The organism is Acinetobacter sp. BIGb0196 (assembly GCF_011759595.1).
GTDB classification, from domain to species: Bacteria; Pseudomonadota; Gammaproteobacteria; order Pseudomonadales; family Moraxellaceae; genus Acinetobacter; species Acinetobacter guillouiae.
Map to the genome: position 1 here is coordinate 331,204 of NZ_JAAOZA010000001.1, position 25,268 is coordinate 356,471.

General features: G+C 39.2%; 21 protein-coding genes. 7 read left to right on the forward strand and 14 right to left on the reverse strand.

The annotated features are described in order from the left end of the window. The first annotated feature begins 1 nt into the window (after position 1). A complete protein-coding gene (locus FHR28_RS01570) occupies positions 2-247 on the forward strand; it encodes an Ada metal-binding domain-containing protein (protein WP_004816946.1) in 246 nt (81 codons plus the stop codon). After that, positions 234-845 carry an alpha-ketoglutarate-dependent dioxygenase AlkB family protein gene (locus FHR28_RS01575; protein ID WP_166781798.1) on the forward strand — a complete coding sequence of 204 codons (612 nt, stop codon included), beginning with the start codon at positions 234-236 and terminating at the stop codon, positions 843-845. The genes FHR28_RS01570 and FHR28_RS01575 overlap by 14 nt, the downstream gene beginning before the upstream one ends. Here FHR28_RS01575 and FHR28_RS01580 read toward each other — a convergent pair. The 5 genes from FHR28_RS01580 to rsgA form a co-directional block, all read right to left on the reverse strand. Then, complete coding sequence (locus FHR28_RS01580; RefSeq protein WP_166781799.1) at positions 840-1,319, reverse strand: DUF4184 family protein; 480 nt, start codon at positions 1,317-1,319, stop codon at positions 840-842. The two genes, FHR28_RS01575 and FHR28_RS01580, sit on opposite strands and share 6 nt — an antisense overlap. 139 nt (positions 1,320-1,458) lie before the next feature. Then, positions 1,459-1,917, reverse strand: a complete 459-nt coding sequence (secB, locus tag FHR28_RS01585) for a protein-export chaperone SecB (RefSeq protein WP_004725824.1) — start codon at positions 1,915-1,917, stop codon at positions 1,459-1,461. A gap of 48 nt (positions 1,918-1,965) precedes the next feature. Continuing rightward, the gene (gene grxC / locus FHR28_RS01590) at positions 1,966-2,223 is read right to left on the reverse strand and encodes a glutaredoxin 3 (protein WP_004725827.1); all 258 of its coding nucleotides are present in this window, start codon (positions 2,221-2,223) and stop codon (positions 1,966-1,968) included. 16 nt (positions 2,224-2,239) lie between these two features. Further along, positions 2,240-2,650, reverse strand: a complete 411-nt coding sequence (locus tag FHR28_RS01595; RefSeq protein WP_004725828.1) for a rhodanese-like domain-containing protein — start codon at positions 2,648-2,650, stop codon at positions 2,240-2,242. 91 nt (positions 2,651-2,741) lie between these two features. After that, a complete protein-coding gene (rsgA, locus tag FHR28_RS01600) occupies positions 2,742-3,800 on the reverse strand; it encodes a small ribosomal subunit biogenesis GTPase RsgA (protein WP_004725830.1) in 1,059 nt (352 codons plus the stop codon). Positions 3,801-3,922: 122 nt separating this feature from the next. On the opposite strand from rsgA, the gene orn reads away from it, so the two are divergent. The 5 genes from orn (at position 3,923) to FHR28_RS01625 (ending at position 12,439) form a co-directional block, all read left to right on the forward strand. Beyond that, positions 3,923-4,480, forward strand: coding sequence for an oligoribonuclease (gene orn / locus FHR28_RS01605; protein ID WP_004725833.1), 558 nt, complete (start codon positions 3,923-3,925; stop codon positions 4,478-4,480). A gap of 211 nt (positions 4,481-4,691) precedes the next feature. Then, positions 4,692-5,426: a Bax inhibitor-1/YccA family membrane protein gene (locus tag FHR28_RS01610; RefSeq protein ID WP_004816949.1), complete on the forward strand. Its 735-nt coding sequence runs from the start codon at positions 4,692-4,694 to the stop codon at positions 5,424-5,426. A 160-nt stretch (positions 5,427-5,586) separates the two neighbouring features. Further along, on the forward strand, positions 5,587-6,390 hold the full coding sequence (locus FHR28_RS01615) for an enoyl-ACP reductase FabI (protein WP_004725837.1): 804 nt from the start codon (positions 5,587-5,589) through the stop codon (positions 6,388-6,390). A gap of 173 nt (positions 6,391-6,563) precedes the next feature. Further along, positions 6,564-9,356 (forward strand): type VI secretion system Vgr family protein, encoded by a 2,793-nt coding sequence (locus FHR28_RS01620; RefSeq protein ID WP_166781800.1) that lies wholly within the window; start codon positions 6,564-6,566, stop codon positions 9,354-9,356. Positions 9,357-9,364: 8 nt separating this feature from the next. After that, positions 9,365-12,439 (forward strand): hypothetical protein, encoded by a 3,075-nt coding sequence (locus FHR28_RS01625; protein WP_151957012.1) that lies wholly within the window; start codon positions 9,365-9,367, stop codon positions 12,437-12,439. 23 nt (positions 12,440-12,462) lie between these two features. Here the strand turns inward: FHR28_RS01625 and FHR28_RS01630 are convergent, their stop codons facing one another. The 9 genes from FHR28_RS01630 to leuS all read right to left on the reverse strand — a co-directional run bounded on the left by FHR28_RS01630 (position 12,463) and on the right by leuS (position 25,206). Next, the gene (locus FHR28_RS01630) at positions 12,463-13,455 is read right to left on the reverse strand and encodes an SUMF1/EgtB/PvdO family nonheme iron enzyme (protein WP_171527289.1); all 993 of its coding nucleotides are present in this window, start codon (positions 13,453-13,455) and stop codon (positions 12,463-12,465) included. Positions 13,456-13,722: 267 nt separating this feature from the next. Beyond that, on the reverse strand, positions 13,723-14,709 hold the full coding sequence (locus tag FHR28_RS01635) for an SUMF1/EgtB/PvdO family nonheme iron enzyme (RefSeq protein ID WP_166781801.1): 987 nt from the start codon (positions 14,707-14,709) through the stop codon (positions 13,723-13,725). A 124-nt stretch (positions 14,710-14,833) separates the two neighbouring features. Beyond that, positions 14,834-15,793: a formylglycine-generating enzyme family protein gene (locus FHR28_RS01640; RefSeq protein WP_166781802.1), complete on the reverse strand. Its 960-nt coding sequence runs from the start codon at positions 15,791-15,793 to the stop codon at positions 14,834-14,836. A gap of 137 nt (positions 15,794-15,930) precedes the next feature. Further along, entirely contained in the window at positions 15,931-17,334 is a 1,404-nt protein-coding gene (locus tag FHR28_RS01645; RefSeq protein ID WP_166781803.1) for an efflux transporter outer membrane subunit, read from the reverse strand. A gap of 22 nt (positions 17,335-17,356) precedes the next feature. After that, on the reverse strand, positions 17,357-19,348 hold the full coding sequence (locus FHR28_RS01650) for a MacB family efflux pump subunit (protein ID WP_004725851.1): 1,992 nt from the start codon (positions 19,346-19,348) through the stop codon (positions 17,357-17,359). Positions 19,349-19,350: 2 nt separating this feature from the next. After that, positions 19,351-20,715, reverse strand: a complete 1,365-nt coding sequence (locus tag FHR28_RS01655) for a MacA family efflux pump subunit (RefSeq protein WP_166781804.1) — start codon at positions 20,713-20,715, stop codon at positions 19,351-19,353. Positions 20,716-20,826: 111 nt separating this feature from the next. Further along, a complete protein-coding gene (gene holA, locus FHR28_RS01660) occupies positions 20,827-21,819 on the reverse strand; it encodes a DNA polymerase III subunit delta (RefSeq protein ID WP_166781805.1) in 993 nt (330 codons plus the stop codon). A 4-nt stretch (positions 21,820-21,823) separates the two neighbouring features. Further along, positions 21,824-22,357, reverse strand: coding sequence for a hypothetical protein (locus tag FHR28_RS01665; RefSeq protein WP_004725857.1), 534 nt, complete (start codon positions 22,355-22,357; stop codon positions 21,824-21,826). Positions 22,358-22,569: 212 nt separating this feature from the next. Continuing rightward, entirely contained in the window at positions 22,570-25,206 is a 2,637-nt protein-coding gene (leuS, locus tag FHR28_RS01670; RefSeq protein WP_166781806.1) for a leucine--tRNA ligase, read from the reverse strand. Between the last annotated feature and the right edge of the window lie 62 nt (positions 25,207-25,268).

Sequence of the window (25,268 nt, forward strand, 5' to 3'; positions counted from 1 at the left end):
GATGATTAAGCATGATGACATTGAGCGTTTGGCGTTATATCGAAAAATCAGGAATGCTGAAATTTTATTTGCAGGCAATCAAAAGCTAAAAATTTATGGACGTTTAAACTGTGGTTCGGGCAAGCGTATGTTAAAAGCCAATCGGGTGTTCTTTAGTTGTGAAGCTGAAGCCTTGGCATTGCAATTTCGCCCGTGTGGACATTGTATGAAATCAGCCTATGTGAAATGGAAAAATGCAACAACTTGAGTTTCTAACCGATCCCCATGAGAACTTGCTTCCACAAGATGGAACAGTGAATTATTTCGGAAAAATCATGGATGAAGCCATCGCCAATGATTATTTTGAGCAATTGCTAACGCATATTGAATGGCAAAATGACCAAGCGATTATTTTTGGCAAAAAGATTATCACCAAACGGAAAGTGGCTTGGTATGGAGATCGCGCTTTTGAATACACTTATTCAAATAGCTCCAAATATGCCTTGCCATGGATTGAAGAATTACTCGAACTGAAAAAACAGATTGAATTGATCACGGGTGAAACATTTAATTCTTGTTTGCTGAATCTTTACCATACAGGTGAAGAGGGTATGGCATGGCACAGTGATGGTGAAACAGATCTAAAAAAGAATGGTGCAATTGCATCTTTAAGCCTAGGTGCAGTTCGAAAATTTGCCTTTAAACATAAAAATAGCCCAGAAAAGATTGAGATTTTTCTCGAAAATGGCAGTTTGCTGGTCATGAAAGACACCACACAAACATATTGGCTGCACCGCTTAGCCACAACAAAGAAAGTGCATATGGCTCGGATTAATCTGACCTTTAGAACAATCGATGAATCATGATTTTTCCTCACGGATAAGCCAAACAATTGCGGCAAAAATAAAATTGATTAAACTCCCATAAAAAATAAAATTGTAGGGAATCATGTTGAGTAAAACTTGAGAATAACTCAGTGGATAAAAGGGATACATATCTGCATGCATCAACGCATCTAAAAAAACATGACTAAAACTACCGACCAAAGCACTGACTGTCGCCACTTGCCATGTGATCTGCCAGTTTGCTTGTTTGAATAAGTTGCGTAAGCAAAACTCACTCATCACTTTACCTATGGGGACTGCAGGCAAAGCAATCAACAAAGCACCAAGTAAATTATGGGTATATAAATGGAGTGTGGTCCAGCCTCGAATGATGCCAATTAGAGGTTCTATATCCATCAAAACCTGAACACCAGAGAAAATTAACAAGCTAAATTTTTTATTTGCAATGGCTTTACAGCTTGCGCCTAAGCCCAAATGTAAGGGAGTAAATGGCATTGTTATTGTTCATGCTTATTGTGATGTTTAAATTATAAAAAATTGCATCACCCACGGTTGTGAAGTTTGGGTGATTTTTATCTGATCAAATATAAAAAAGACCGCATAGTGCGGTCTTTTAAACTTAATTATTGAGAAATTAAGCTTGGCCTTCAGCAGCAGCGCCTTGGGCACGTTCCATATTTGCTTCAAACTCTGCATCAAAATTGATTGGCGTAAGAAGTAATTGAGGGAAGCTACCTTTCGTTACAAGATCATTAACTGCTTCACGCAAGAATGGGAACAAAATGTTCGGGCAGTAAGCACCTAAGATGTATGGAAGACGGTCTTCTTCAATACCATCAATCAAGAAAATACCTGATTGTGTTACATCGACGATAAATGCTGTATCGCCAGCATTGTTCGCTTGCACAACAACTTTTAAAGACACTTCAAAGTGGGTTGCATCCACTTTTTCAGCAGCAGAAGACAAGTTGATGTTTAATTCAGGTTGCCATTCTTTGGTAAAAACTTGAGCCCCAGGTACTTCAAAAGAAATGTCTTTTGTATAAATACGTTCTAAAGCAAGTTGTGGTTGAGCTTGTTGTTCTTCACTCATTCTTTATTCCTTAAATTTTAAGAAGTGATTCATTAATTAAGTTGTGGATTAACCAAGTAACTCATCGAGTTTGCCGGCTTTTTCTAAAGCATAAAGCTGGTCAAAACCACCGATAAATTCATTATTAATAAAAATTTGTGGCACTGTACGGTGTCGAGTTTTCTGGATCAGCTCAGTCTTAACTTCAGGTGCTTCTTCATCGAGATTGATTTCGGTAAAAGCAACACCTTTACGCTCAAGTAGAGATTTCGCACGTACACAGTATGGGCAAAAAGTTGTTGAATATACTTTTACTTCAGCAGTCATGTTGAGCTCCTTAAGCTTATTTTTTAGCTTTAACTAATGGCAAGCCTTGGGCTTTCCAGTTACTGATACCACCATCAAGACGATAGCTGTCTGCATGGCCGACTTGTTGTAAAGCACTTCCTGCAACTTGACCTAAGTTACAGATAAATACTAAAGGACGGTCAGCAGTTTTTAACTCTTCAATGTGACTGGCAATTTGACTGTATGGAATGTTGCGGCTGCCACTCACATGACCTTCACGGAAATCTTTAGCATCGCGTAAATCAATCAACATCGCATTTTTAGCCTTCACTAAAATACCAAGTGATTGTGGTGAAATCTTACGACCACTGCGTTGTCCTTCAAAAATAAAGAACAAGATCGCCAGTACCCCTAAAATACCAAATAAGAAGGGGTGATTCCCCATAAACTCAAACCAACGTTCCACAAGTCACCTAATTACAATCAAAAATTGCGTCGAGTATAGCGTATATATATGGTGATCAAAATCACCGCTTCAAGGTTCTCAAAGAAGAAATTTAATTTTTTTGTTGCGCATCAGTGATTTCTTCAATTAAACGTAAATAACTTTCATGTCGTCTGGCTAGAATTTCACCATTTTCTACCGCTTTTTTAATTGCGCACTGTTTCTCATGTGTGTGGGTGCAATTACGATATTGGCAATGTCCAATCAAGTTAGAGATTTCAGGAAAGCCTGCATCAATCTTTTCTAGGCTCAAATGCCAAAGCCCAAATTCACGGATGCCGGGCGAGTCGATCAAAGCACCATTTTCACCAAAACGAATCAAACGGGTAGAGGTGGTTGTATGTTGTCCGAGTGCTGAGTTTTCAGAAATAATATTGGTCTTTTGTTCTGCATCAGGAACGATGACATTAATCAAGGTACTTTTGCCGACACCTGATTGCCCAACGAAAGCAACAGTTTCGTTGTCGAGTCGTTGCTTTAATTCGCTAATATCACCTTCAGACTGAGTGATCAGTACTTCATAGCCCAAGTCTTGATATTCTTTAATGAGATCTAAAATAGGATCATTTTCTTTGAGTAAATCTGATTTGTTTAACACCAAAAGGACTGGAATATCCGCATCTGCACATGCCACCAAATAGCGATCAATCAGCGTGGGTGCTGGCTCAGGCAGAGTTGCAAAGACAATGACGATTAAACTGATATTGGCTGCGACAGGTTTAACTTTATGATAACGATCGGGACGCGTTAACAACGAGGTCCTTGGGTGAATGGCAGTGATGATGCCTAAACCTGTATTTGGATCTGCTTGCCACTGAACTTTGTCGCCCGTCACTAACAGCTCTAAATTGGTTCGTGTATGACAGCGCCAGACACTGCCTAATTCAATCGGTTTCCAAAAGGGCTCTGGATCACCTTCATTGACGATGGGTTTTTGCGGATGTTGAGTAGGAACAGAAAGGGCTTGTACTTCGAGTTGTCGTCCATAATGCTGAACAACAAGACCTTCAAGGTCATTCGAAGTGTCGATTTCTTCTTGACGTGTTTTATGTTGTTTCTGAATGCGGCGTTGCTGCTGTTCAGTTAAACGACGTTTACGAATTAAAGCCATTCATATCCTAAAAACCTTAAAAATGAGAAGGCAAAAATACCATGACAGGCGAATGAATTACAGCGAAGATGCAAGAAATTTGCTACTATTCATTTTTTATTGGCCTAATAAGATTGCACTATATGAGCAGCACTCCGGATACCCGCTTAATTTGGATCGACCTAGAGATGACAGGTTTAGATACAGATAATGACAAGATCATTGAAATTGCGACAATTGTAACAGATGATCATTTGAACATTTTGGCGGAAGGGCCTGTGCTTGCAGTGCATCAATCAGATGTTATCCTCAATGCAATGGATGAGTGGAACACCAAACAACACGGTCAGTCAGGTCTGATTGAACGGGTACGTCGTAGTAAACTCACAGCGCAAGATGCAGAGCAGCAAACGTTAGAATTTTTGAAGAAATGGATTAATCCTAAAACTTCGCCAATGTGTGGTAATTCAATCTGCCAAGATCGCCGTTTTATGCACCGTTTAATGCCTGAGCTTGAACAATTCTTCCATTATCGTAATTTGGACGTGTCTTCAGTGAAAGAGTTAGCAAAACGCTGGAGACCTGAAATTATGAGCGGTCTAAAGAAAAATGCTTCACATTTGGCAATGGATGATATCCGCGATTCGATTGCTGAACTTAAATATTATCGTCAGTATTTCTTTATCGCCAATCAAGATTAATCATTTGAGTGGTTAAATCTCATTACATATCAGATTGAAACAAGAGGCTTTTTAGCCTCTTTTTTTGCTATGCATTTTGGTTTTTTAAGCTATACTAAAGCTGATGTCCTCTGACAACTCGTTACAAAAAATAGCAAGCAGTTCAAATTGTTTGCATAAAAAACGTTTTAATATCCTTATATATATTTGAATTATTACAAAGAGATTGACTATGCAAAGTAATAACCCAATTTTAACGCGTGCGGAAACGTATGCAGATTATGAACAGCCAATGACTGTACAAGGCGCAATTCAAAAATCAGTTTTATTGACTGTTATTGCGGCCATACTCGGTGTTGGAATTTTTTTCTATAGCTTTACCACAATGAATGTTGGAATTGCCTATGCTGCCGCAATGGTCGGTGCAATTGGTGGTTTGATTCTTGGATTGGTTGCTACATTTAAGCCGAATACGGCACGTGTTTTAGCTATTCCTTATGCGTTCTTTGAAGGTGCATTTTTGGGTGGTGTTTCAGTGATCTTCCAACTGAAGTTTCCTGGCGTACCATTACAAGCACTTTTAGCTACATTTATCACAACTTTAGTGATGTTTGGTTTATATAAATTCCAAATTATTCGTGCAACTGAAAAATTTAAATCTATTGTGATTTCAGCATCTATCGCAATTGCATTGGTTTTTGTGGTGCAGTTCATTATGCGTTTGGCTTTTGGTTCAAGCATTCCATTCTTATTTGAAAGCAGCATTTTAGGTATTGGTTTTGCTGCATTTGTTGCGGTGATCGCATCATTGAACTTGATTCTTGATTTCGATTTGATTGAGTCTGCTGCAGCACAACGTGCACCAAAAGCTTATGAATGGTTATGTGGTATCGCTTTATTGGCAACATTGGTATGGATGTACTATTCATTCTTACGTTTATTGAGCTTGTTGCAAGGTGATGATTAATCATTCCCTTTATATAGATTTATAGATTTGAAAAGGCGCACTCGATTCAGTGCGCTTTTTTTATGTTTTTAGTAAACTTTTAAAAAAAGATGCATTATGCAATTTAGTTATGGGTCAAGACTTGGCATTATGCTTACAAAATTGATCAGGTGAGAATTTCATGGCACAAGGACTATTGGCAGGTAAACGCTTTTTAATCGCGGGTATTGCAAGTAAATTATCCATTGCATTTGGTATTGCTCAGGCATTACATCGTGAAGGTGCAGAACTCGCATTTACTTATCCAAACGATAAACTAAAAAAACGTGTAGATGATTTTGCAGAACAATTCGGTTCTACTTTAGTTTTCCCTTGTGATGTTGCTGTGGATGCTGAAATTGACCATGCATTTGCTGAATTAGCAAAGCATTGGGATGGTTTGGATGGTGTTGTACATTCAATCGGTTTCGCACCTGCACATACACTTGATGGTGATTTCACGGACGTCACAGATCGTGAAGGTTTTAAAATTGCCCATGACATCAGCGCTTATAGTTTTGTCGCTATGGCACGCGCAGCAAAACCTTTATTGTTGGCTCGCCAAGGCTGTTTATTGACTTTAACTTACCAAGGTTCAGAGTCTGTTATGCCAAACTATAACGTTATGGGTATGGCGAAAGCATCTTTGGAAGCAGGTGTACGTTATTTAGCATCAAGCTTAGGTGCTGAGGGTATCCGTGTAAATGCAATTTCAGCAGGTCCAATCCGTACTTTAGCGGCATCTGGGATTAAATCTTTCCGTAAAATGTTAGATGCCAATGAAAAAATTGCACCGTTAAAACGTAATGTTACGATTGAAGACGTTGGTAATGCAGCCTTATTCCTATGCTCACCTTGGGCAAATGGGATCACTGGTGAAATTCTATATGTTGATGCTGGTTTTAATACGGTTGGTATGAGCCAGTCAATGATGGACAGTGAATAGCATTTAGTCTATATAACAATTTGAATTAAAAACATAAATCTCAACATTAAGCATTTAATGTTGAGATTTTTTTACAAATTTTAAAAAATTAACCGATCAATAAACTAGGATTCAATCGTTTTTTTTGATTAAATATTCATAAATATTAATATTATTTTAAGTTTGATAAGAAAATGAATTTTGCCAATATATTTTCGGCTCTGCAACACCTTGGATTGACTGCGCAAAAACGAGCCTTGCATATCCAATTTAGCAATCCTGATTTGACTGCTCAAGTCTTCTTACAACGTATCGATGGACAACATGGTCTAAACCAAGGTGTGTCTGTTGAACTGATTTGCCTTGCCACTTCGGCTGTGATTCCGCTTAAACAATTCATTGGTAGCCAAGTGGCCATTGATCAAGTCACAGATCATGGACAATTGTTTCGTAGCACAGGAGTGATTACTGAGGCCGCACAAGGGCAAAGCGATGGCGCACTAACGTTATATAAACTCAAACTCGAAGATGCCACTTCACTGTGGCATAAACGCCGTAACAGCCGAGTGTTTATGAATAAGTCGGTTGTGCAAGTCATAGAAACGCTGTTTAAAGAATGGCAAGACAAAAGCCCACTCTTTGCATCGAGTCTAAGTTTAGATAAAAGTGGACTGAAAAAAGACTACGATATCCGACCATTTATCATGCAGAGCAACGAAAGTGACTATGCATTTTTAACCCGCTTGATGCGCAGTGAAGGGATCAACTGGTTGATTGATGAAGCGCAATTGATTGTGCCTAGTTCTGCAACTCAAATTCAGCCACAAAAACTGCGTTTGGTGGATGATAACAGCGAATACAAAGCGCTAGAACGAAGAAAGATCCGCTTCCATCGTAGCAGTGCCACAGAACAACAAGACAGCATTACCAGCTTTATCGGGCAACGCAGCTTACAACCCACCGCTGTCCATGTACAACGCTGGCAAGCTGATGTGTTAGAACAAGAAGAGGGTGCAGGCAGTGTTCAAAGTAAACACCAACACAGTCAAAACCAAAACAATGCCAGTCTTGGTTTAGAACAGGCTTGGCATATTAGTCCAGCATGGATTCAAGACCTAAATGGCGAAGATCAAGCAACTGCTTCAAATAACAATCAGATTGAAAAGATTAACCAAAACTTCAGTCATTACTACGATGCCCAATCCAAACAATTTATAGCCAATTCCACTGTACGCGATGCGCAAGTGGGGTACTGGTTTGAATTAAACGAACACCCAGAAATAGACCAACACAGTGGCTCAGACAAAGAGTTTCTGATCACGTCAAAGACATTCTATAACCAGAACAACTTACCCAAAGATCTGAATGAGCAAATCAATCGCTTGCTCGAACAGAGCAATTGGGTAAACGAAAATAAAGCAGATCCAAATAACCAAGAACGCCAAGCCAATCAATTGGTACTACAACGCCGTAATATCACCACTGCTCCTGAATACCACCCACTACAACACCGCCCAAGTACCCATCCACAACGAGCCAAAGTGGTTGGGCCAAGTGGAGAAGAAATTCATGTCGATGAATGGGGACGTATTAAAGTTCGTTTCCTGTTTACCCGCAATGAAGATCACAGTCATGATGGTGGTGCAGGGAGCAATGACAACGACACTGATTCCGCTTGGGTGGATGTACTGACCCCGTGGGCAGGTGAAGGCTATGGTGCGCGGTTCTTACCGAGGATTGGTGAGATTGTGGTGATAGATTTCTTTGATGGCAATATCGATCGGCCATTTGTGGTGGGGCGTATCCATGAAGCACAACGAAGTCCAACTAAATTTGATGACAAAGGCCAATTGCCTGATACCAAAAAACTGGCGGGGATCAAAAGTCGAGAAGTTAAAGGCAGTGGCTATGGCCAGCTTAGATTTGACGATACCACAGAGCAAATCAGCAGCCAGCTACAAAGTAGTCACGGTGCGAGTCAACTTAACCTTGGTAATCTGAGTCATCCTAAAGAAACCGAGACCAGTGAAGGACGAGGCGAAGGCTTTGAACTAAGAACAGACCAATGGGGAGCGTTACGAGCTGGGCAAGGCCTACTACTCAGTACCTATGCTCAAGACTCAGCCTCGGGTAATCATCTCGATGCAGCAGCAGCGAAAAGTCAGTTAGAAAGTAGTCTAAATAATTCCAAAGCCTTAAGTGAAGTTGCTAAGAATCAGCAAACTGATCCTTTGGAGGTGTTGGAAAGAATAAAAGGGTTTATCAATACACTAGACCAACAAGATCCGAAAAAAGCAGATGCATTTAAGTCTGCGGTGATGATGTTGGCTTCCCCTAATTCGATTGCGCTTGCCAGTAACGAAGATATTCATCTTTCAGCAGATGGGCAAATCAGTCATACCGCAGGCGACAGTATCAACCTAAGTACACAAAAGGCTTTGATTGGGCATGCCAGTGCTAAGATCAGTCTTTTTGCGGCACAGGAAGGGGCAAGGTTATTTGCTGGAAAAGGTAAAGTTGAAATCCAAGCACAAGGCGATGGTGCTGATTTGATTGCACGTAAAGGTATTCAAATTATCTCTACTGAAGAAGCAGTTTATATTACCAGCCCGAAAGAGATCAGACTGATAGGGGATGGTTCTGAGTTAAAGATCAATGGTTCAGGGGTATTTTCAACTACAGGTGGTTTGTTTGAGGTGAAGTCGGGACAACAGAAATTTACCAGTGGTGCGAAGGTTGAAGTACCACCATTAAAGTTAAATTCTTCTCCATGTTATTTAACATTTGAGATTGTCGATGAGCAGGGAAATCCTGGGAAAAATATTGAGTACGTCGTATTTAGAGAAGATGGAACTCAACAAAAGGGTAAAACCAATGCATCTGGTTGCACTCAAAGATTTGAAACAAAAGGTCCTGAGCAAATTGCAATACATATTTCAGATGAAAATGCATCAAAGTATAAAATTGTTCAAAATAATAATGAGTAGGTTCTAAAATGAATAAATTTAATGTGTTGGAATTTAATTTGCTGTTTTATTCTCAAAGAAATGAACACTTAGCTAATGTTAAATATACTCTAATCTTTACTAAAAAAAATGGGGTTAAAGAAACCTATAAGGACACAACGGATCAAAACGGAAAAACTAAGACTATACATTTAGACGCAAATGGTAAAGTTCAAGTTTTTGTTGAAGGGTATCAATCAATTTTCAGTAAAAAAAAATTAATCTCCCCTATTTTAGCTGAGGGTACAAATACCTTAGAAATCAATGAAACTAAGTTAGAGGGAAATTTAAAATTTCCAACAGCTGAGCAATATAAAAAAATGCAGTTAGATGCAGAACAGCAGTTAGAGAATTTAAAAAAAATCGCTCAAAAGAATGCAAGTAATGGTTCTAAAATATTTGGGAATCTTGGCAAAAATCCGAAACCATTTCCTATTTTTGGAAGTCAAAAATCATCTAGCAATGGAATGGGCGATATTTTGAAAAACAGCCCATTAAATATGTCTTATGAAGATTATAAAAAGAAAAATACCATAACCTTTAAACAGCAGAAATATCTTAAGTTTAAGAACTATTGTATTTATCAGTTTTTATTTTCAAATGGTAAATCTATACAAAATTTCAATTATCAAATATTTGCAAAAGCACAAGAGAAGCCTATTGTAAATATGAGACCTGGTCCAACTGATCTTAAGGGTTTTACAGAAATTGCTTACACGCATTTAGATAATTATGTCCAATATTCAATGGCAGGAAAGCCGATAAAATCAGCTTTACATAAGCCGATAACATGTATAGATAATCAGATCGTTTTTCAAATTATTATTCCTACTAGTGGTGGTGTAACGAATCCTAATGTAAATAATAAAATAGGTATGGGACCTGTAAAGAAGCCACCAATTGTAATAAATCCTTATACAAATGAAGTAGTGGTATTGCCACCATCACTTTATGAAGAATTTTATAATAAAACTAAGCTTTTAACCGACTCTGTAGAAAAAGTGCATCAAACGAATGCGAGTTTAAGAAGAGCTATTCAGAATAAAAATATCGATGAGATTCGTGAAATGGAAAAGAGGCTTAATATTAGTCAACAAGAAGCGTTGAATAAGATTAATGGGGAATTTCGAGAAAGGACAGATTTACAAGAAGTTTGGATCGCATCTAAAGAGATTGATAAAGGCCAATCCAAAACAAATTTATTAAGGCGATATTTAAAACCTGCTGCCTATGAAAATTTAAAAAATTCTCGGCTTAATGAAGAAATACGTGTAGAAATTACTAATGCTGAAAATGCAAATGGTGTAGCAGACCCAAATAAAATAAAGAAAAGTTTTGATGAGATATCAAAGAAAATCTTAAGTGCTAAAGGAGAGGTTGGAAGTGATGAAAAGGCAGTTTATAACTTGATTGGTGGATTAGGAGGGGAAATCTCTGAACAATATACAAATAGCCGTGGTATTGATGTTAGACAAGAAGCTCAATGGATGAGATTGGTTGCTGGAGCTCATGGTGAAGGGGAAATTAGTGCCTCATCTGCTGGCGTACAAATGAAACTGGATGGAAATGCTTCAGCTAAATGGACTTTGTTTGAAGGTACAAAAGAATGGCGCTATTTTTTCCCTAGTGAAAATGGTTGGTATATTGAGCATGGGAATTATGACTTAGGGGAAATAAGATTTCTTATTGGTTGCGAAATTTCTGGTTTTTCAGGTGCTCATTTGGGTATTGCAGGTAATTTATCGGTTGATATCACACATCAAGGAACCAAACAAGTTATTACAGCAGTGAAAAGAGATCCTCAGCGTTCTATGGCGAATATGATGGATAAAGTCAAAGGGGCAAAATTTAGGGCTGCAGAAGGTAACCTTGAGTTGATGGAAGAGCTGAAAGAAAAAGGATCAAATCAGGCTCAAGCAGAAATTAAGGCATTTGCTGGTATTGAAGTACAAGGCATTTTAAAAGGTGGTATAGAGTGGTTTGACCCTGGAATAGCTAAAGATTCTAAAGCTAAATTTGTCACGATTGCTTCTGCATCGGCAGGTGGTGGGGTAAGTGCTGGTGTCGGTGCAGAAGGCCAATTTCAAATAGGGTATTCTGCTACCACAAATACGTTTAGAGTCTTGGTTGCAGCTCATTTATGCTGGGGGATCGGGGCTAAAGGAACTGCTGCTTTTGACGTTGGTCCAGATCAATTAATAAATTTTGCAGGCTTTATAAAATCTCAGATTGGTTATGCTGGGTTTAAAACGTTAGCTTATATAAACTCAGCAGCATATATGATGCTTTCACAGGTATTGGCTTATTGTATTGGTTCTGATCATACTTTGACTAAAAATGCACAAGTTTTATCTATTGCTTATTTAAAGTGGATCAACCGTTTGGATATTGACCAAGGTAGATTACAAACAGCACGGCGAGTAAATTCCAATTTGGGTCGTAAGGAATTGTTAAATGCGACACCAGAAACAAAAGGTATTCTACTCTATGCGGTTTCTCATTGGACCGATCAAACTGCCCCAATTCTTGATATCAGTATCAGTTTGTCGTGGAGTGAGATCGATATCAAGTTTTTCCCTGAGCGAAAAACAGCAATTACTAATATTTTAGCAACTTGTACTTCTGAGGCGGAATGGGAAAATACCATTCAGCATATTCATCCTAAAGGAATTAAGTTGACTGATCAGCAACTGGGTAAGATCGAAGGGGACTTAATTCGATTTTTAAACTATGACAAATTAGAAGCAAAAAGCACCAGTGAAAAACGTATAAAAACAATAATACATTGTATTAATACCGACCAAGAGTATGAGGGAGATGATCTTAACCACTGGTTAGAGTTATATCTGAAGTACCGTAAAGGGGCGCAGAAAGTGAGAAATCATATGAATTATATGATTGTACGTAATCAAAATGATCCGCGTTTTCGTGAGCTTGAACTACAACAAAATTTACCAGGTGCTCTGGGAAATGAAGATAGAGTATTAATGGCCAGTAATTTGCAAATTTTGGAGCCTTTTGAAAAACAAAGTAAAGCTAATGATGTAATTGAGTATAAGGTATAATTCTTATACCCAATTAGACTTTATCAGAGATTTACAGCACATCGTACGGAGTTATTTTTATTAAAGTCGTGTTCACCATCTTTAAAATCTAGCTCTTTTAACTCTTTAGCTAATTTGGGATCAGCTATTGGATGCATTGAATGACGGCTAATAGTTAACCCTCCTGACATTTTTATATTTTGCCCATCATCAGGAAAAGAACTACGTACCACCCTTTTTGTTCCTGTAGAGGGTCCTTGAGGGTTATGTTCAGGTGATTTACGATAATATTCAGGATCATACCAATCCAGCATCCATTCATAATTATCGGTAACCATGTCATAGAAGCCCATAGCAGTTGGTGGAAACTGTTTTAGTAAAGGTACAACTTCTACAGTTTTATATTTAGAAGTAGTTTGATTGCGTTGATCAAAACTCCAAATATTTTTACCATTTTCAAGTTTGCCATTATTGGTGGGATACATAACCATTTGCCCTCGATTACGAGCAGCATATTCCCATTGGGCTTCAGTCGGTAGATCCATATTTAAATTTAGTTGCGTACCCAACCATTTACAGTAGTCACGTCCTTGTTGCCAATTGATACCTGCCGCTACTTCAGGTATTCGATTTTTTTTAGAATATTCATCAAATACACCTACAGGCTTTTGTTGAGTCGCTGCTGTATAAATATCAAAATCAGCATAAGTAGCTTTGGTTGCACTGAGTTTGTAGTCGCTTAGAGTAACTTTATGAAGAGGAACGGCATCCCCATCCCCATCATAAGAAAGTTTATCTTTACTATGTTGTGGGCCAAAATCTCCCATCATAAATGTTCCACCTTTAACAAGGATGAGCTCTTTTTGCGTTTTTTCTAATAAGCCTTGTACTTTTTTTTGTAGTTCAGAATCTAACTGAGCAATAGCTATGATTTCTTTGGATTGAGTATTATTTGTTGCTTGTTTAGAGTCAGTGCTTTTTGCACAGGCACTTAAAGCAAAAGTAGACAGTAGTAATAGGACTAGATTTTGTTTCATCATCTTTTTGGAAATTATGGGTTTGTGTTAATTATCTAGAATCATAAGCCAATTTAAGAGTTTCACAAAGTTGGTTTATGTTGTATATGTTTTAAAATAGATAAAGCTTTAATATACAATATGAACCAGTAAAAAAATGAAAGTTTGAATGTTATTCTGCATCTTGTATTAGTCGAAATAGTCGATCAATTCTATTTGATCTTCGGAGAATACAGATTGATATACACTAAAAGTATAGGATTTTATTTAGAAAACTGTAAATACTCTTTAAAGATTGACAGCACAGCGGACAGAGTTATTTTTATTAAAATCATGGGCACCATATTTTAAATCTTGTAAATCTTTGACAAGTTCAGGGTCAGCTACAGGATGCATTGAGTGACGACTAATGGTCAATCCTCCCGACATTATTATATTTTGCCCATCATCAGGAAAAGAACTACGTACCACCCTTTTTGTTCCTGTAGAGGGTCCTTGAGGGTTATGTTCAGGTGATTTACGATAATATTCAGGATCATACCAATCCAGCATCCATTCATAATTATTGGTAATCATGTCATAGAAGCCCATAGCAGTTGGCGGAAACTGTTTTAGCTCAGGAACGACTACAATAGTTTTATATTTTCTTTTTGCTTGCTGTTTCTGTTCAAAATTCCAAATGTTTTTACCATTTTCAAGTTTGCCATTATTAGTGGGATAAATAACCATTTGCCCTCGATTACGAGCAGCATATTCCCATTGGGCTTCAGTCGGTAGATCCATATTTAAATTTAGCTGCGTACCCAACCATTTACAGTAGTCACGTCCTTGTTGCCAATTGATACCTGCCGCTACTTCAGGTATCAGATCAATCTGTGTAAGTTTATTAAAAGTACCCACAGGCTTTTGTTGAGTTGCTGCTGTATAAATATCAAAATCAGCATAAGTGACTTTGGTTGCACTGAGTTTGTAGTCGCTTAGAGTAACTTTATGAAGAGGAACGGCATCCCCATCCCCATCATAAGAAAGTTTATCTTTACTATGTTGTGGGCCAAAATCTCCCATCATAAATGTTCCACCTTTAACAAGGATGAGCTCTTTTTGCGTTTTTTCTAATAAGCCTTGTACTTTTTTTTGTAGTTCAGAATCTAACTGAGCAATAGCTATGATTTCTTTGGATTGAGTATTATTTGTTGCTTGTTTAGATTCAGTACTTTTTGCACAGGCACTTAAAGCAAAAGTAGACAGTAGTATTAGGACCAGATTTTGTTTCATTATTTTTAAATAAGATTATCAGTATTTTAGTTTTATTTTAACTGCTAATTTGCACGATATAAAGGTTGATTCTGTTAAAAAATATTAAGGTCAAACGAGCTTTGAGTTTTATAACAAAGACAATTTAGGATAAAGGTGTAGGGCTATTGGCAGCACATCTAACTGAAGTAGTGTAATAGCGAGAAAAATCCTTTCCTTTTAAACCAGGTTCTTTAAACATTCTGGAAAATGTAAAACCAAAAGCAGTACGGATCATATATTCATCATTAATATTGGTACTTCTAAGTACTTTTGCAGTACCTGTCTCGGGCCCTTTGGGATTTTTTTCAGGCGATTTAGCATAATAGTCAGGCGCATACCAGTCAGCGACCCATTCTAAGTTTTCATTGATTAAATCGTAAAAACCCAATGGAGTAGGCTGATGGGCACCGAGTTGAGTGATGAGTATTATCGAATTCTCTGCAACAGTTTCTGTAAATGCTTGTTGTTGTTCATAGCTATTAAAGTTTTTACCATACTCTACTTTACCATTATGGGTTGGATAGACGACTTGTTGCCCGCGGTTACGAGCAGCATATTCCCATTGTGCTTCGGTTGGTAAGTCCATAGGTACATCTAATTGCTTGCCTAACCATTGGCAATAATCACGAGCTTGATACCAATTCAGTCCAGCCGCTGCATTTTTATATCGTAGATCTTGCAAATCAGGATCATCCATAACTTTAGGCTGTCCTGTTGCTGCGCTATAAGTGTCTAGGTCTTCATAACTGGACTTATATGCATTTAGGCTATAACTATCTAAAGTGACCTTGTGTAAAGGTTTGCTATGACCATCGCCATCAAAAGGTAAATTTCCTTTATTCACGAGTTCACCGAAATCTCCCATCATGAAAGATCCACCCTGAACAAAAATCATATTCTTTTGGGTTTTGTCTACCAGTGTTTTAATTCGTTCCCGTAACTCAAGATCATTTTTTTCATTGGACTTTTGAGTTGTTGAATTGGTATGCGTCTCATTAGTTGTTTTTGCACAAGCAGATAAAGCTAAGCTCGAGAGTAAAATCGCGATTATATTGTGTTTCATTATATTGTTTTAAATTATGGAGTTGATTAAATATAAATCAATCATAAGATAAATTGAATCTTTCGGAAAGAGTGTTTGTGTTATTCAAATAGTAATTAAAAAAAAGCCCCTCAGGGCTTTCTCATCTCAACACATTCTTAAGGTAATTGCTTAATCGGACTGCCACCCAAAGCTTGCATCAAAGTGACATAAGCATTGTATTGGCTTTGCTTAGCTTGGACTAAAGACAAACGAGCACTACGCGTGGTTTCTTGAGCATCCAAAACATTTTTTAAAGCAATTGCACCATTACGATAACGTACATTGGTTAAACGTTCTGTTTTTTCCGCAAGTTCTAAGTTCTTTTGTTGAAAGGCGACTTGTTTATCTAGCTCAGTACGATTCGACAGTGCATTTTCAGTATCTGCAAAAGCTTGGTACAAGGTATTGCGATATTGAACAATGGCTTTTTCATAGTCCAGTTCACTGATTTTTAAATTCTTTTGCATATCATTATATTGCAAAAACGGCAGGCTTAAGCTTGCGCCTAAAGTCAGTGCAGGATTTTTCAATAAATTTGTCAATGATGTGCTGGTTGAACCTAAATTCCCCGTCAAACTGATTGAAGGATAATAGCTGGCTTTGGTGGCATCTTTGGTCGCCAAAGATTCACGTAAACGCAATTCGGCTGCTTTTAAATCAGGACGGCGCGACAAAATATCTGCCGGTAAACCCGCTGAGATATTGGGTAGACTGATCTGCGGTAATTGCTGTGGTTCTTGAATATTTAACTGTTGCACGGGTATTTGTAATAACACGGCCAAAGCGGTACGTGTTTCAACACGTTGCTGTTCAATTTGGCTTAAACTGGCTTTTTGGCTTTGCACCGATTGCTCAGCTTGGGTCAAATCTAGTCCTGAAACTGCGCCAGCACGATATTGAGTACGCACCAATTCAAAGGTTTTTTGAGTAGCAGCTAGGCTTTGTTGGGCAGAGCTATAGCGTTCATTTAAATAACCCAATTGCCAATATAAATTTGCGGTTGTGGCAATTAAGGTCTGCCCAGTCGCTTGTAAGTCTTGTTCAGTGGCTAAAGATTCCCACTTCGATGCTTCAGTTTGACGTGCTAATTTTCCAAACAAATCCACTTCATAACTGACACCCGCACTGAGAGATAGACCTTTGGCAGCATCATCACCTGAATTGAGGTCAAAGCTATGGCCTGTAGATACCCCTGAATTAACACGAGGACCTTGTTGGTCTCGCGCTAAGCCAGCTCTTAAACGGGCTGTTTGTAAGTTAATCCCTGCAACAGCCAAATCAGCATTACGTTGAATTACTTGATTGACCAATTGATTTAACTGAGCATCACCAAATAAGGTCCACCACTGATCTGCATATAAATCTGCCTGAACGTGTTTAGATTTTGCATTGTCATAGACAAAACCATTTGGAATTTGCACAGCAGGGGCCTCGTATGGGGTTTTAACCACAGCCGCACAACCGACCAATGAACTCCCAAGAATCAAGGCGCTTGCAAGTTTGCTTAAATTCATTTGCATTAATAATTTCCTTATTCTTCGGTTATTCACGCGAAAGTGCATCAACAGGATTAAGCTGTGCTGCATTGCGAGCTGGGATAAATCCAAATACCACACCAATCAAGGTTGAACATACAAATGCCGCAATGATTGAGGTGCTTGAATACGCCATTTGGAAACTGCCTTTGGCAATATGTCCAATCAACTGTCCAATGCCTAAAGAGAGCAGAACCCCTAGGATACCGCCCAAAATACACACCAAAACAGCTTCGATCAGGAACTGTTGCAGAATGTCACTTTGACGAGCACCTACAGCCATACGCACACCGATTTCTTGGGTACGCTCGGTTACAGACACCAGCATGATGTTCATTACCCCAATACCACCGACAACCAATGAAATCACCGCAATGGCTGAAACCAGTAAAGTCATGGTTTGTGTGGTCTGTTCAATGGTTTGACGAATACTGTCAGAGTTTTGAGTAAAGACATCCTGTGCGCCATGACGTTGTTCCAACAAACTTAAAATGGCATTTTCAGCAACCGCAGTTGGATATTCATCTTTAATACGCACGATGATGCTACGGACATTGGATTGTCCTAACATTCGGCTCATGACGGTTGAATAAGGCAGATAAACATTGAGACTGTCTGAGTTGCCCATAAAACCTTGCTGTGCATCAATCACACCAATGATTCGGCTTGGAACACTCCCCAATAACAGCACTTGCCCTACAGGGTTAGTGCCATCTGCAAAGAAGGTCTTTTCAGTATTGGCATCAATCACCACATCCTGCGCTCGCCCAGTGATACTGTTTTTATCAAAAGCTTGCCCAGATTTAAAGGTCATACCACGTACATAGAAGAAATCAGCACTGACACCATTGACGGTTGCAGAAGCTTCGGTGTCTTTAAAACGCGCTGTTACGCTACTATTGACTGTTGGACTGACTGCTTCGACATAAGGTTGCTCTGAGAGTGCTTCAGCATCTGCTGGAACCAAGGTTTTAAACTGTGCTGTTTTCGAGTTATCACCAAAGCCACGTCCCTGAAAGACGGTAATGGTATTGGTGCCTAAACTGCTGATGTTATCAAGAATCTGCTTTTGTGAGCCATTGCCCAAAGCCACCACCGAGACCACAGATGCAATCCCGATAATAATACCCAGCATGGTTAAAAAGGTACGCATACGGTGGGCATTCATTGCCAGCAAGGCCATACGGAAGGCTTCTGCAAAACGATCTAATGCAGAACGCCATTTAGATGACTTTTTACGATTCGATTTAGGTTCTGGATCGACAACAATATCAATCTCATCATCATGTTCGGGAACATTTGGCTTATCTGCGATGATGTTGCCATCACTGATTTCAATGATACGTGTCGCATTTTTTGCCACATTCATATCATGCGTAACTAGGATAATGGTATGCCCTTTAGCATTGAGCTCACGCAAAATACGCATAACCTCAACACCACTGTGCTTATCCAGTGCACCAGTTGGTTCATCCGCAAGGATGACATCACCACCATTCATCAAAGCACGTGCAATTGAAACACGTTGTTGTTGTCCACCCGAAAGCTGATTTGGACGGTTTTCAGTTTTTTCACCGAGTCCTAAGTCAGTCAAGATTTCATGTGAACGCTTTTGACGTACACTCGGATCCATACCAGCATAAATCGCTGGAACTTCAACATTTCCTGCGGCATTTAAATCACCCAGTAAGTGATAGCGCTGGAAAATAAAACCAAAATATTCACGGCGTAATTGCGCGAGTTCATCGGGTTCAAGTTGACCTGTTTCACGTCCATTGACTTGATAACTACCTGATGTAGGTTGATCTAAACATCCCAAGATATTCATCAATGTCGATTTACCCGAACCAGATTGCCCTACAATAGCAACCAGTTCACCGGGGTAAATTTTAAGGTTAATACTCTTTAAAATCTGAATAGTGGATTCACCCGCAGGGAACTCACGAATCAGATTACTGACCTCAAGTAGAGGTTTGATCTGATGATTGTTCTGATCCATGCTTAGAGTCTCATTGGGCCACTGTTTTTATTGCTTCGTTTTGCAGAGTCATTGGATGTATCTGAACCATCTGCTAGTACAACTTGATCACCTTCATTGAGGCCACGCAGTACTTGGGCGGTTACACGATTATTTAAACCAATTAAAACTTGTTTACGTTGAGCGCTACCATCCGCCTGTAAAACGCGAACAATCGAAACCGAAGCTTTACCTTGATCAATCAAGGTCTTTTCATCTGCTGTGAGTTCAAGGCGTTCTGGGCGATCAGCAGTATTTTGTCCATTTTTATTTGCTTGACCTTGAGGTGCAGATGCTGAACGAGTTGAATTTGCACCAGATGCGCCATTTGCGGATTTATTGGCACGTTGTGGGCGGTTTGAAGACTGTAATGCCGCAGCAGGAACAGTCAGTGCATTTTTGGCTTCAGCAAGAATGATATACACCTGTGCGGTCATATCAATTCGGAGTTTACCGTCATCGTTTGGTACATCGAATAGGGCATTATAATAAATCGCTGTACTTGTTGATGATGAAGATGAGTTGCTTGATGTTTCAGTATTAATTGATTCTGGTGCAGGCTCTACTTGACGCAGTGTTGCATAGCGTTTTTTCTCACTATCACCCAGTGTAGTGAAATAAACTTTTTGACCTTCTTGAACTTTCATGACATCTGCTTCAGACACTTGTGCCTTGATGGTCATGGTGTCCAATTTTGCAAGTTTCACAATAGTTGGTGCACTTTGGTTGGCGTTTACCGTTTGACCTTCTTCGGTCACAATGGCTACCACGGTGCCGTCCATAGGTGCAACAATACGGGTATAACCTAAGTTTTCTTGTGATGTTGCAAGTGTAAGTTTGGATTGCTCAATTTGTGCATCCATCGAAGCAATATCAGCTTGTGCTGTTTTAAATGCGGCTAAGGCACTGTCATAATCTGCTTTAGAGGTTGCATCTTGTGCAAACATATTTTTTTGGCGGTTATATTCTGCCTCAGCTTTGGCTAAAGTCGCCTGTTTGGTTGTCAACTGAGCCTGTTGATTTTTAATATTGGCTTCAGCCGTTTTTAAATCGTTGCTTTGACGCACTGAATCAATTTGTGCAATCAGTTGACCTTGTTTAACTTGGTCACCCAGCTTGACGTACATTTTTTTAACTTGACCTGAAACCTGCGCACCAACGCTCACCATCTTGGTTGCTTCTAAATCACCTGTTGCAAGAACTGCATCTTCAATATCACCACGTGTGACTTCTGAGGTTATATACTGCGGTTGTGTATTTTTAGGCTTTAATACGTACCATGCGATTGCGGCAATGATGGCAAGACAAACCGCTATAAGAATGGCTTTGGCTGGTTTTATTTTTGGCATAGCGATAATTGGGCTGAGAGAAAAATTGATCAAATTATAATGATTAAATAAGGATAAAGCGTGAATTTTTTAAAATAAATGGAAATGAGAATTATTCTGCATAATATCTATCTAAGCATTGATAAATAAAGTTTTTCCACATAATTCAGCAATACATTGTTGAATGATATGTTCTGGGCTTTCTTTGCTGAGTCCTTTGATTGCAGCATCTACACGCAATAACAGTTGTGGCCAAGTTAAAAATGAATGCGGATTTAAGCGTCTAAGTGCTTGTTGATACAAAGAAATCTTGGTTTTCCAAATACCGAGCTGTAAGGCATTTTGTGGTTGTTCATACAACTGCATCAAAAGACGCATTTCTTTACTAATTGTCCATAAAATTAAACTGTTGGGTTCGCCTGACTCCACAAGATATTGGAAAATTTTAATCGAAAGTGCCAAGTTTCCAGCAATCAATGCATCACTTAAATCAAAGGTGCTATAACGTGATTGATCCTGTAAACATTCTTGTAAATGTTCAATTGAAATCTGTTTTTGATCTGGGAAGGTATCGGCAACACGCATCAGGCTGTTTTTGGCAGCCAAAAGATTATGTTCATGATGTTGTTCAAGCCAGATCCAGGCATCTTGATTTAATTGGACACCGAGCTGATCTGCTTCGATTGACAATATTCGCTGACGGTCTTGCGGGTAATTTGCGGTTAAAGCAATCACAACACCATTGGCTTCAACGGTTTGAAAGAAACTTGACTTTAGACTACTTGAGTCTTGTTTGGGCATAATGATCACAAGCAAGTTGTGTTCATTATGTTGAATATAGTGTTTGAGTTGTTTGAGTCCATTGGCATCGGGTTTGATATTACCATGGACTTCGAGTGCAAGATTTTGAGAAAATAAAGATAAGCTATTCAAAGCATTAAAGACATTTTTCCAGTCGGAAACGCTATTGAGATCATAGCGTTGTCTTTCTACTTCATATTTTGCCCAGCTTTTTCTTAAAGCATCGAGTAGGTTTTGTTCTAGAAGTGGTTCTTGACCATGTAAAATCCAAACACCTCGTGCTTCATCAACACGTTTAAGGGCTTGTAAATAGTCAAGTTTCATAGAATTATTGCGCTACAGGTTGGGTCGAAAGAGTACGTGCTTTAGGTAAGCGATTGGCTGCAATTTGACGCGACATTTGTTGTGCAATGTCATCAATCAAAATTTGGCTCAGATATTTATATTGTTGATCATCTGTGTTGACCGTTGCAACATCATATTGATAACTACGAGATGCATTTAAGGTGCGAGGTTCAGTAATCGGATTTCCTTGTTTATCTTCAATCTGGAAAGTAACACTTAGACGGAGTAGTGTTTCTACCAATTTACCATTTAACTCATGACGAACAGGCTTGTAGTCTAATACTCGTAATACATAAGCGTCACTTGAATTACTCAGTTGGACACCTGTTGCAGTTAAATAAACACTGAGTTTCTTTTCAAGATCTTCAGTATTCGCTGGTAACACCAGTTGTAATTTGGTGTAAACCAAAGGCGTTGCTTGGGCATTGGTGCCCTTTAAATGAAAGCCACAACCTACTAAGCCCGCACTCAGACCCAAAGTTAATACAACTGCAGCAACACGTTGAACTAAATGCATGCTTTGTCCTCATGAAATTCCATTGGATATGGAATATTTAATCTTTATAAATTCACGCCATTTTAGAATCAAAGCCCGTTGAAAGACAACGGGCTTTGTTTGGGTTTTGTTTATTCTACTAAAGTCCCTTCTCCCTTAGGGAGAAGGTTAGGATGAGGGGAATGACCTCTCCCTAACCCTCTCCTAGAAGGAGAGGGGATTTAAGCAGGAAATTAAACCACCAAATTCACAAGCTTATTTGGAACCACAATTTCTTTCTTGGTTGGACCTGTTAAGAATTGCTGAACCTCAGGTAACGCTTTAGCCAATGCCAATAATTCATCTTTCGATGCATCAACAGAGACTTCTAACTTGCCACGAAGCTTACCATTGACTTGAACTACGATGGTTTGTGTATTACGTGTTAATGCAGACTCATCAACCGTAGGGAACAGTACCGAAGTTAAATCGATATCGAACTCAGTCAATAAGGTCTGACTTAAGTGTGGTGCAAATGGTGCAAGTAAAGTTAGCAAAGTGGTTATCGCTTCACGTGCTACAGCAACATCGTTGTCATCTTTTGCTTCAAACTTATTGCTGGCATTGAGCAATTCCATCAAAGCTGCAATCGCAGTATTGAATGCATGACGACGTTCGATGTCATCACCCACTTTTTGAATCGTTTCATGAGTTTTACGACGCAGGTCTTGTGCTTCAGTGGAAAGTTTCGAAGCATCAATTGCTGTTGCATGGTTGCCTTTTTCAAGGAAACCTGCAACTAAACGCCATACACGTTTTAAGAAACGATTTGCACCTTCAACGCCCGCATCAGACCATTCTAAAGATTGATCTGGTGGTGCAGCAAACATCATAAATACACGTGCAGTATCCGCGCCGTACTGGTCAATAATCGCTTGTGGGTCGATACCGTTATTTTTCGATTTCGACATTTTCTCTTGACCACCAACCACAACGTCTTGACCGTCACCTGAATATTTAGCAGAAAGTACACGACCTTTCTCGTCTTTTTCTAACTCAATATCCGCAGGATTAAACCAAGTTTTTTTGCCACTTTCCGCTTCACGATAGAAGGTATCCGCTAAAACCATACCTTGAGTCAATAAGTTGGTAAATGGTTCATTGCCTTGTACCACACCCTCATCACGCATAAGTTTATGGAAGAAACGAGCATAAAGTAAATGTAGGATGGCATGCTCTACACCACCAATATATTGGTTTACAGGCAACCAAGATTTTGCAGCTTCAGGTTTAACTAAACCACCCGTGAAATCAGGAGAAGCATAACGTGCATAATACCAAGACGACTCTACAAAGGTATCCAAAGTATCGGTTTCACGACGTGCATCACCACCACAGCTTGGGCATTTTGTTTGATAAAATTCAGGCATTTTATTTAAAGGATTACCTGAACCATCTGGAACCACATCTGTTGGAAGAACAACTGGCAGTTGTTCTTCTGGAACTGTGACTTGACCACATTTGTCACAGTTGATCATCGGAATTGGACAACCCCAGTAACGTTGACGAGAAACCCCCCAGTCACGTAAACGGAATTGAACTTTAGCGCTGGCAAGACCTTGTGGTTCTAATTTGCTTAGGAATGCATCAAAAGCAGCTTGGAAGTCTAAACCGTCAAATTCAGCCGAATTAACCAATTTACCTTCTTTAGAACCGTACCATTCTTGCCATTCTGACGCAGAATATTCGGCATCATCTGAGCCTTTGGCATCAATGACTTGTTTGATTGGTAAGTTAAATTTATTGGCAAATTCAAAATCACGTTCATCATGTGCTGGAACGGCCATCACCGCGCCTGAACCATATGACATCAATACATAGTTTGCGATCCAAACAGGGATATCTTGACCCGTAACAGGGTGTTTAACAGATAAACCTGTTGCCATGCCTTTTTTCTCAGCAGTCGCAAGATCCGCTTCTGCAACAGAACCCATACGACATTCTTCAATAAAGGCAGCAAGTTCTGGCTTGCCTGCTTCTGATTGGATCGCAGCAGCTTTGAGTGCTAGAGGGTGTTCAGCTGCAACCGCAACATAAGTTACCCCCATCAAGGTATCGGCACGTGTGGTATAAACCGTTAAACCATCTGCATAAACTTCAGGATTTGCCGACGGGAAGGTAATGTCCATACCTGTTGAACGACCAATCCAATTGCGTTGCATGGTTAAAACTTGTTGTGGCCAACCGTCTTTTAAGGTATCTAAATCGTCTAATAATTCTTGTGCATAATCGGTAATACGGAAGTAATACATTGGAATATCACGTTTTTCTACCAATGCACCTGAACGCCAACCACGTCCATTTTCAACTTGTTCATTTGCAAGAACAGTTTGGTCTACAGGATCCCAGTTTACTGTAGACAACTTGCGATAGATCAAGCCTTTTTTATAGAGCTGTACAAATAACCATTGTTCCCAGTGGTAATACTCTGGTGTACAGGTGGCAAATTCGCGATCCCAGTCGACAGATAGACCAAGTTTCTTCAATTGATCGCGCATATATGCAATATTTTCAAAGGTCCACTTTGCTGGTGCAACTTGATGAGCAATCGCTGCATTTTCAGCAGGTAAGCCGAAAGCATCCCAACCCATTGGTTGTAGCACAGTTTCACCTTTGAGACGGTGAAAACGGCTGATCACATCACCAATAGTATAATTACGCACATGACCCATATGCAGTTTGCCGCTTGGGTAAGGGAACATCGAGAGGATATAACGACGTGGACCTTCTACAGTGTCGGCAACTTTAAACGATTTGCGATCTTCCCAGTCTTTTTGGACTTGAGGCTCAATCGCATTTGCTTGATATTCAGGGTCAATATGAGTAGTCATAAATGTATTTGAGAATAATGGTTAAAAAACTGTGCACACAGCATAGCGCAAAATCCATCAAA

Coding starts and splice junctions, on each gene's coding strand:
- FHR28_RS01620 (WP_166781800.1), top strand. CDS start 6,564: ATGAATTTTGCCAATATATTTTCGGCTCTGCAACACCTTGGATTGACT.
- FHR28_RS01610 (WP_004816949.1), top strand. CDS start 4,692: ATGCAAAGTAATAACCCAATTTTAACGCGTGCGGAAACGTATGCAGAT.
- holA (WP_166781805.1), bottom strand. CDS start 21,819: ATGAAACTTGACTATTTACAAGCCCTTAAACGTGTTGATGAAGCACGA.
- FHR28_RS01655 (WP_166781804.1), bottom strand. CDS start 20,715: ATGCCAAAAATAAAACCAGCCAAAGCCATTCTTATAGCGGTTTGTCTT.
- FHR28_RS01645 (WP_166781803.1), bottom strand. CDS start 17,334: ATGCAAATGAATTTAAGCAAACTTGCAAGCGCCTTGATTCTTGGGAGT.
- secB (WP_004725824.1), bottom strand. CDS start 1,917: ATGAGTGAAGAACAACAAGCTCAACCACAACTTGCTTTAGAACGTATT.
- FHR28_RS01640 (WP_166781802.1), bottom strand. CDS start 15,793: ATGAAACACAATATAATCGCGATTTTACTCTCGAGCTTAGCTTTATCT.
- FHR28_RS01630 (WP_171527289.1), bottom strand. CDS start 13,455: ATGAAACAAAATCTAGTCCTATTACTACTGTCTACTTTTGCTTTAAGT.
- FHR28_RS01625 (WP_151957012.1), top strand. CDS start 9,365: ATGAATAAATTTAATGTGTTGGAATTTAATTTGCTGTTTTATTCTCAA.
- FHR28_RS01570 (WP_004816946.1), top strand. CDS start 2: ATGATTAAGCATGATGACATTGAGCGTTTGGCGTTATATCGAAAAATC.
- FHR28_RS01650 (WP_004725851.1), bottom strand. CDS start 19,348: ATGGATCAGAACAATCATCAGATCAAACCTCTACTTGAGGTCAGTAAT.
- FHR28_RS01580 (WP_166781799.1), bottom strand. CDS start 1,319: ATGCCATTTACTCCCTTACATTTGGGCTTAGGCGCAAGCTGTAAAGCC.
- orn (WP_004725833.1), top strand. CDS start 3,923: ATGAGCAGCACTCCGGATACCCGCTTAATTTGGATCGACCTAGAGATG.
- FHR28_RS01635 (WP_166781801.1), bottom strand. CDS start 14,709: ATGAAACAAAATCTGGTCCTAATACTACTGTCTACTTTTGCTTTAAGT.
- FHR28_RS01615 (WP_004725837.1), top strand. CDS start 5,587: ATGGCACAAGGACTATTGGCAGGTAAACGCTTTTTAATCGCGGGTATT.
- leuS (WP_166781806.1), bottom strand. CDS start 25,206: ATGACTACTCATATTGACCCTGAATATCAAGCAAATGCGATTGAGCCT.
- FHR28_RS01665 (WP_004725857.1), bottom strand. CDS start 22,357: ATGCATTTAGTTCAACGTGTTGCTGCAGTTGTATTAACTTTGGGTCTG.
- FHR28_RS01575 (WP_166781798.1), top strand. CDS start 234: ATGCAACAACTTGAGTTTCTAACCGATCCCCATGAGAACTTGCTTCCA.
- rsgA (WP_004725830.1), bottom strand. CDS start 3,800: ATGGCTTTAATTCGTAAACGTCGTTTAACTGAACAGCAGCAACGCCGC.
- grxC (WP_004725827.1), bottom strand. CDS start 2,223: ATGACTGCTGAAGTAAAAGTATATTCAACAACTTTTTGCCCATACTGT.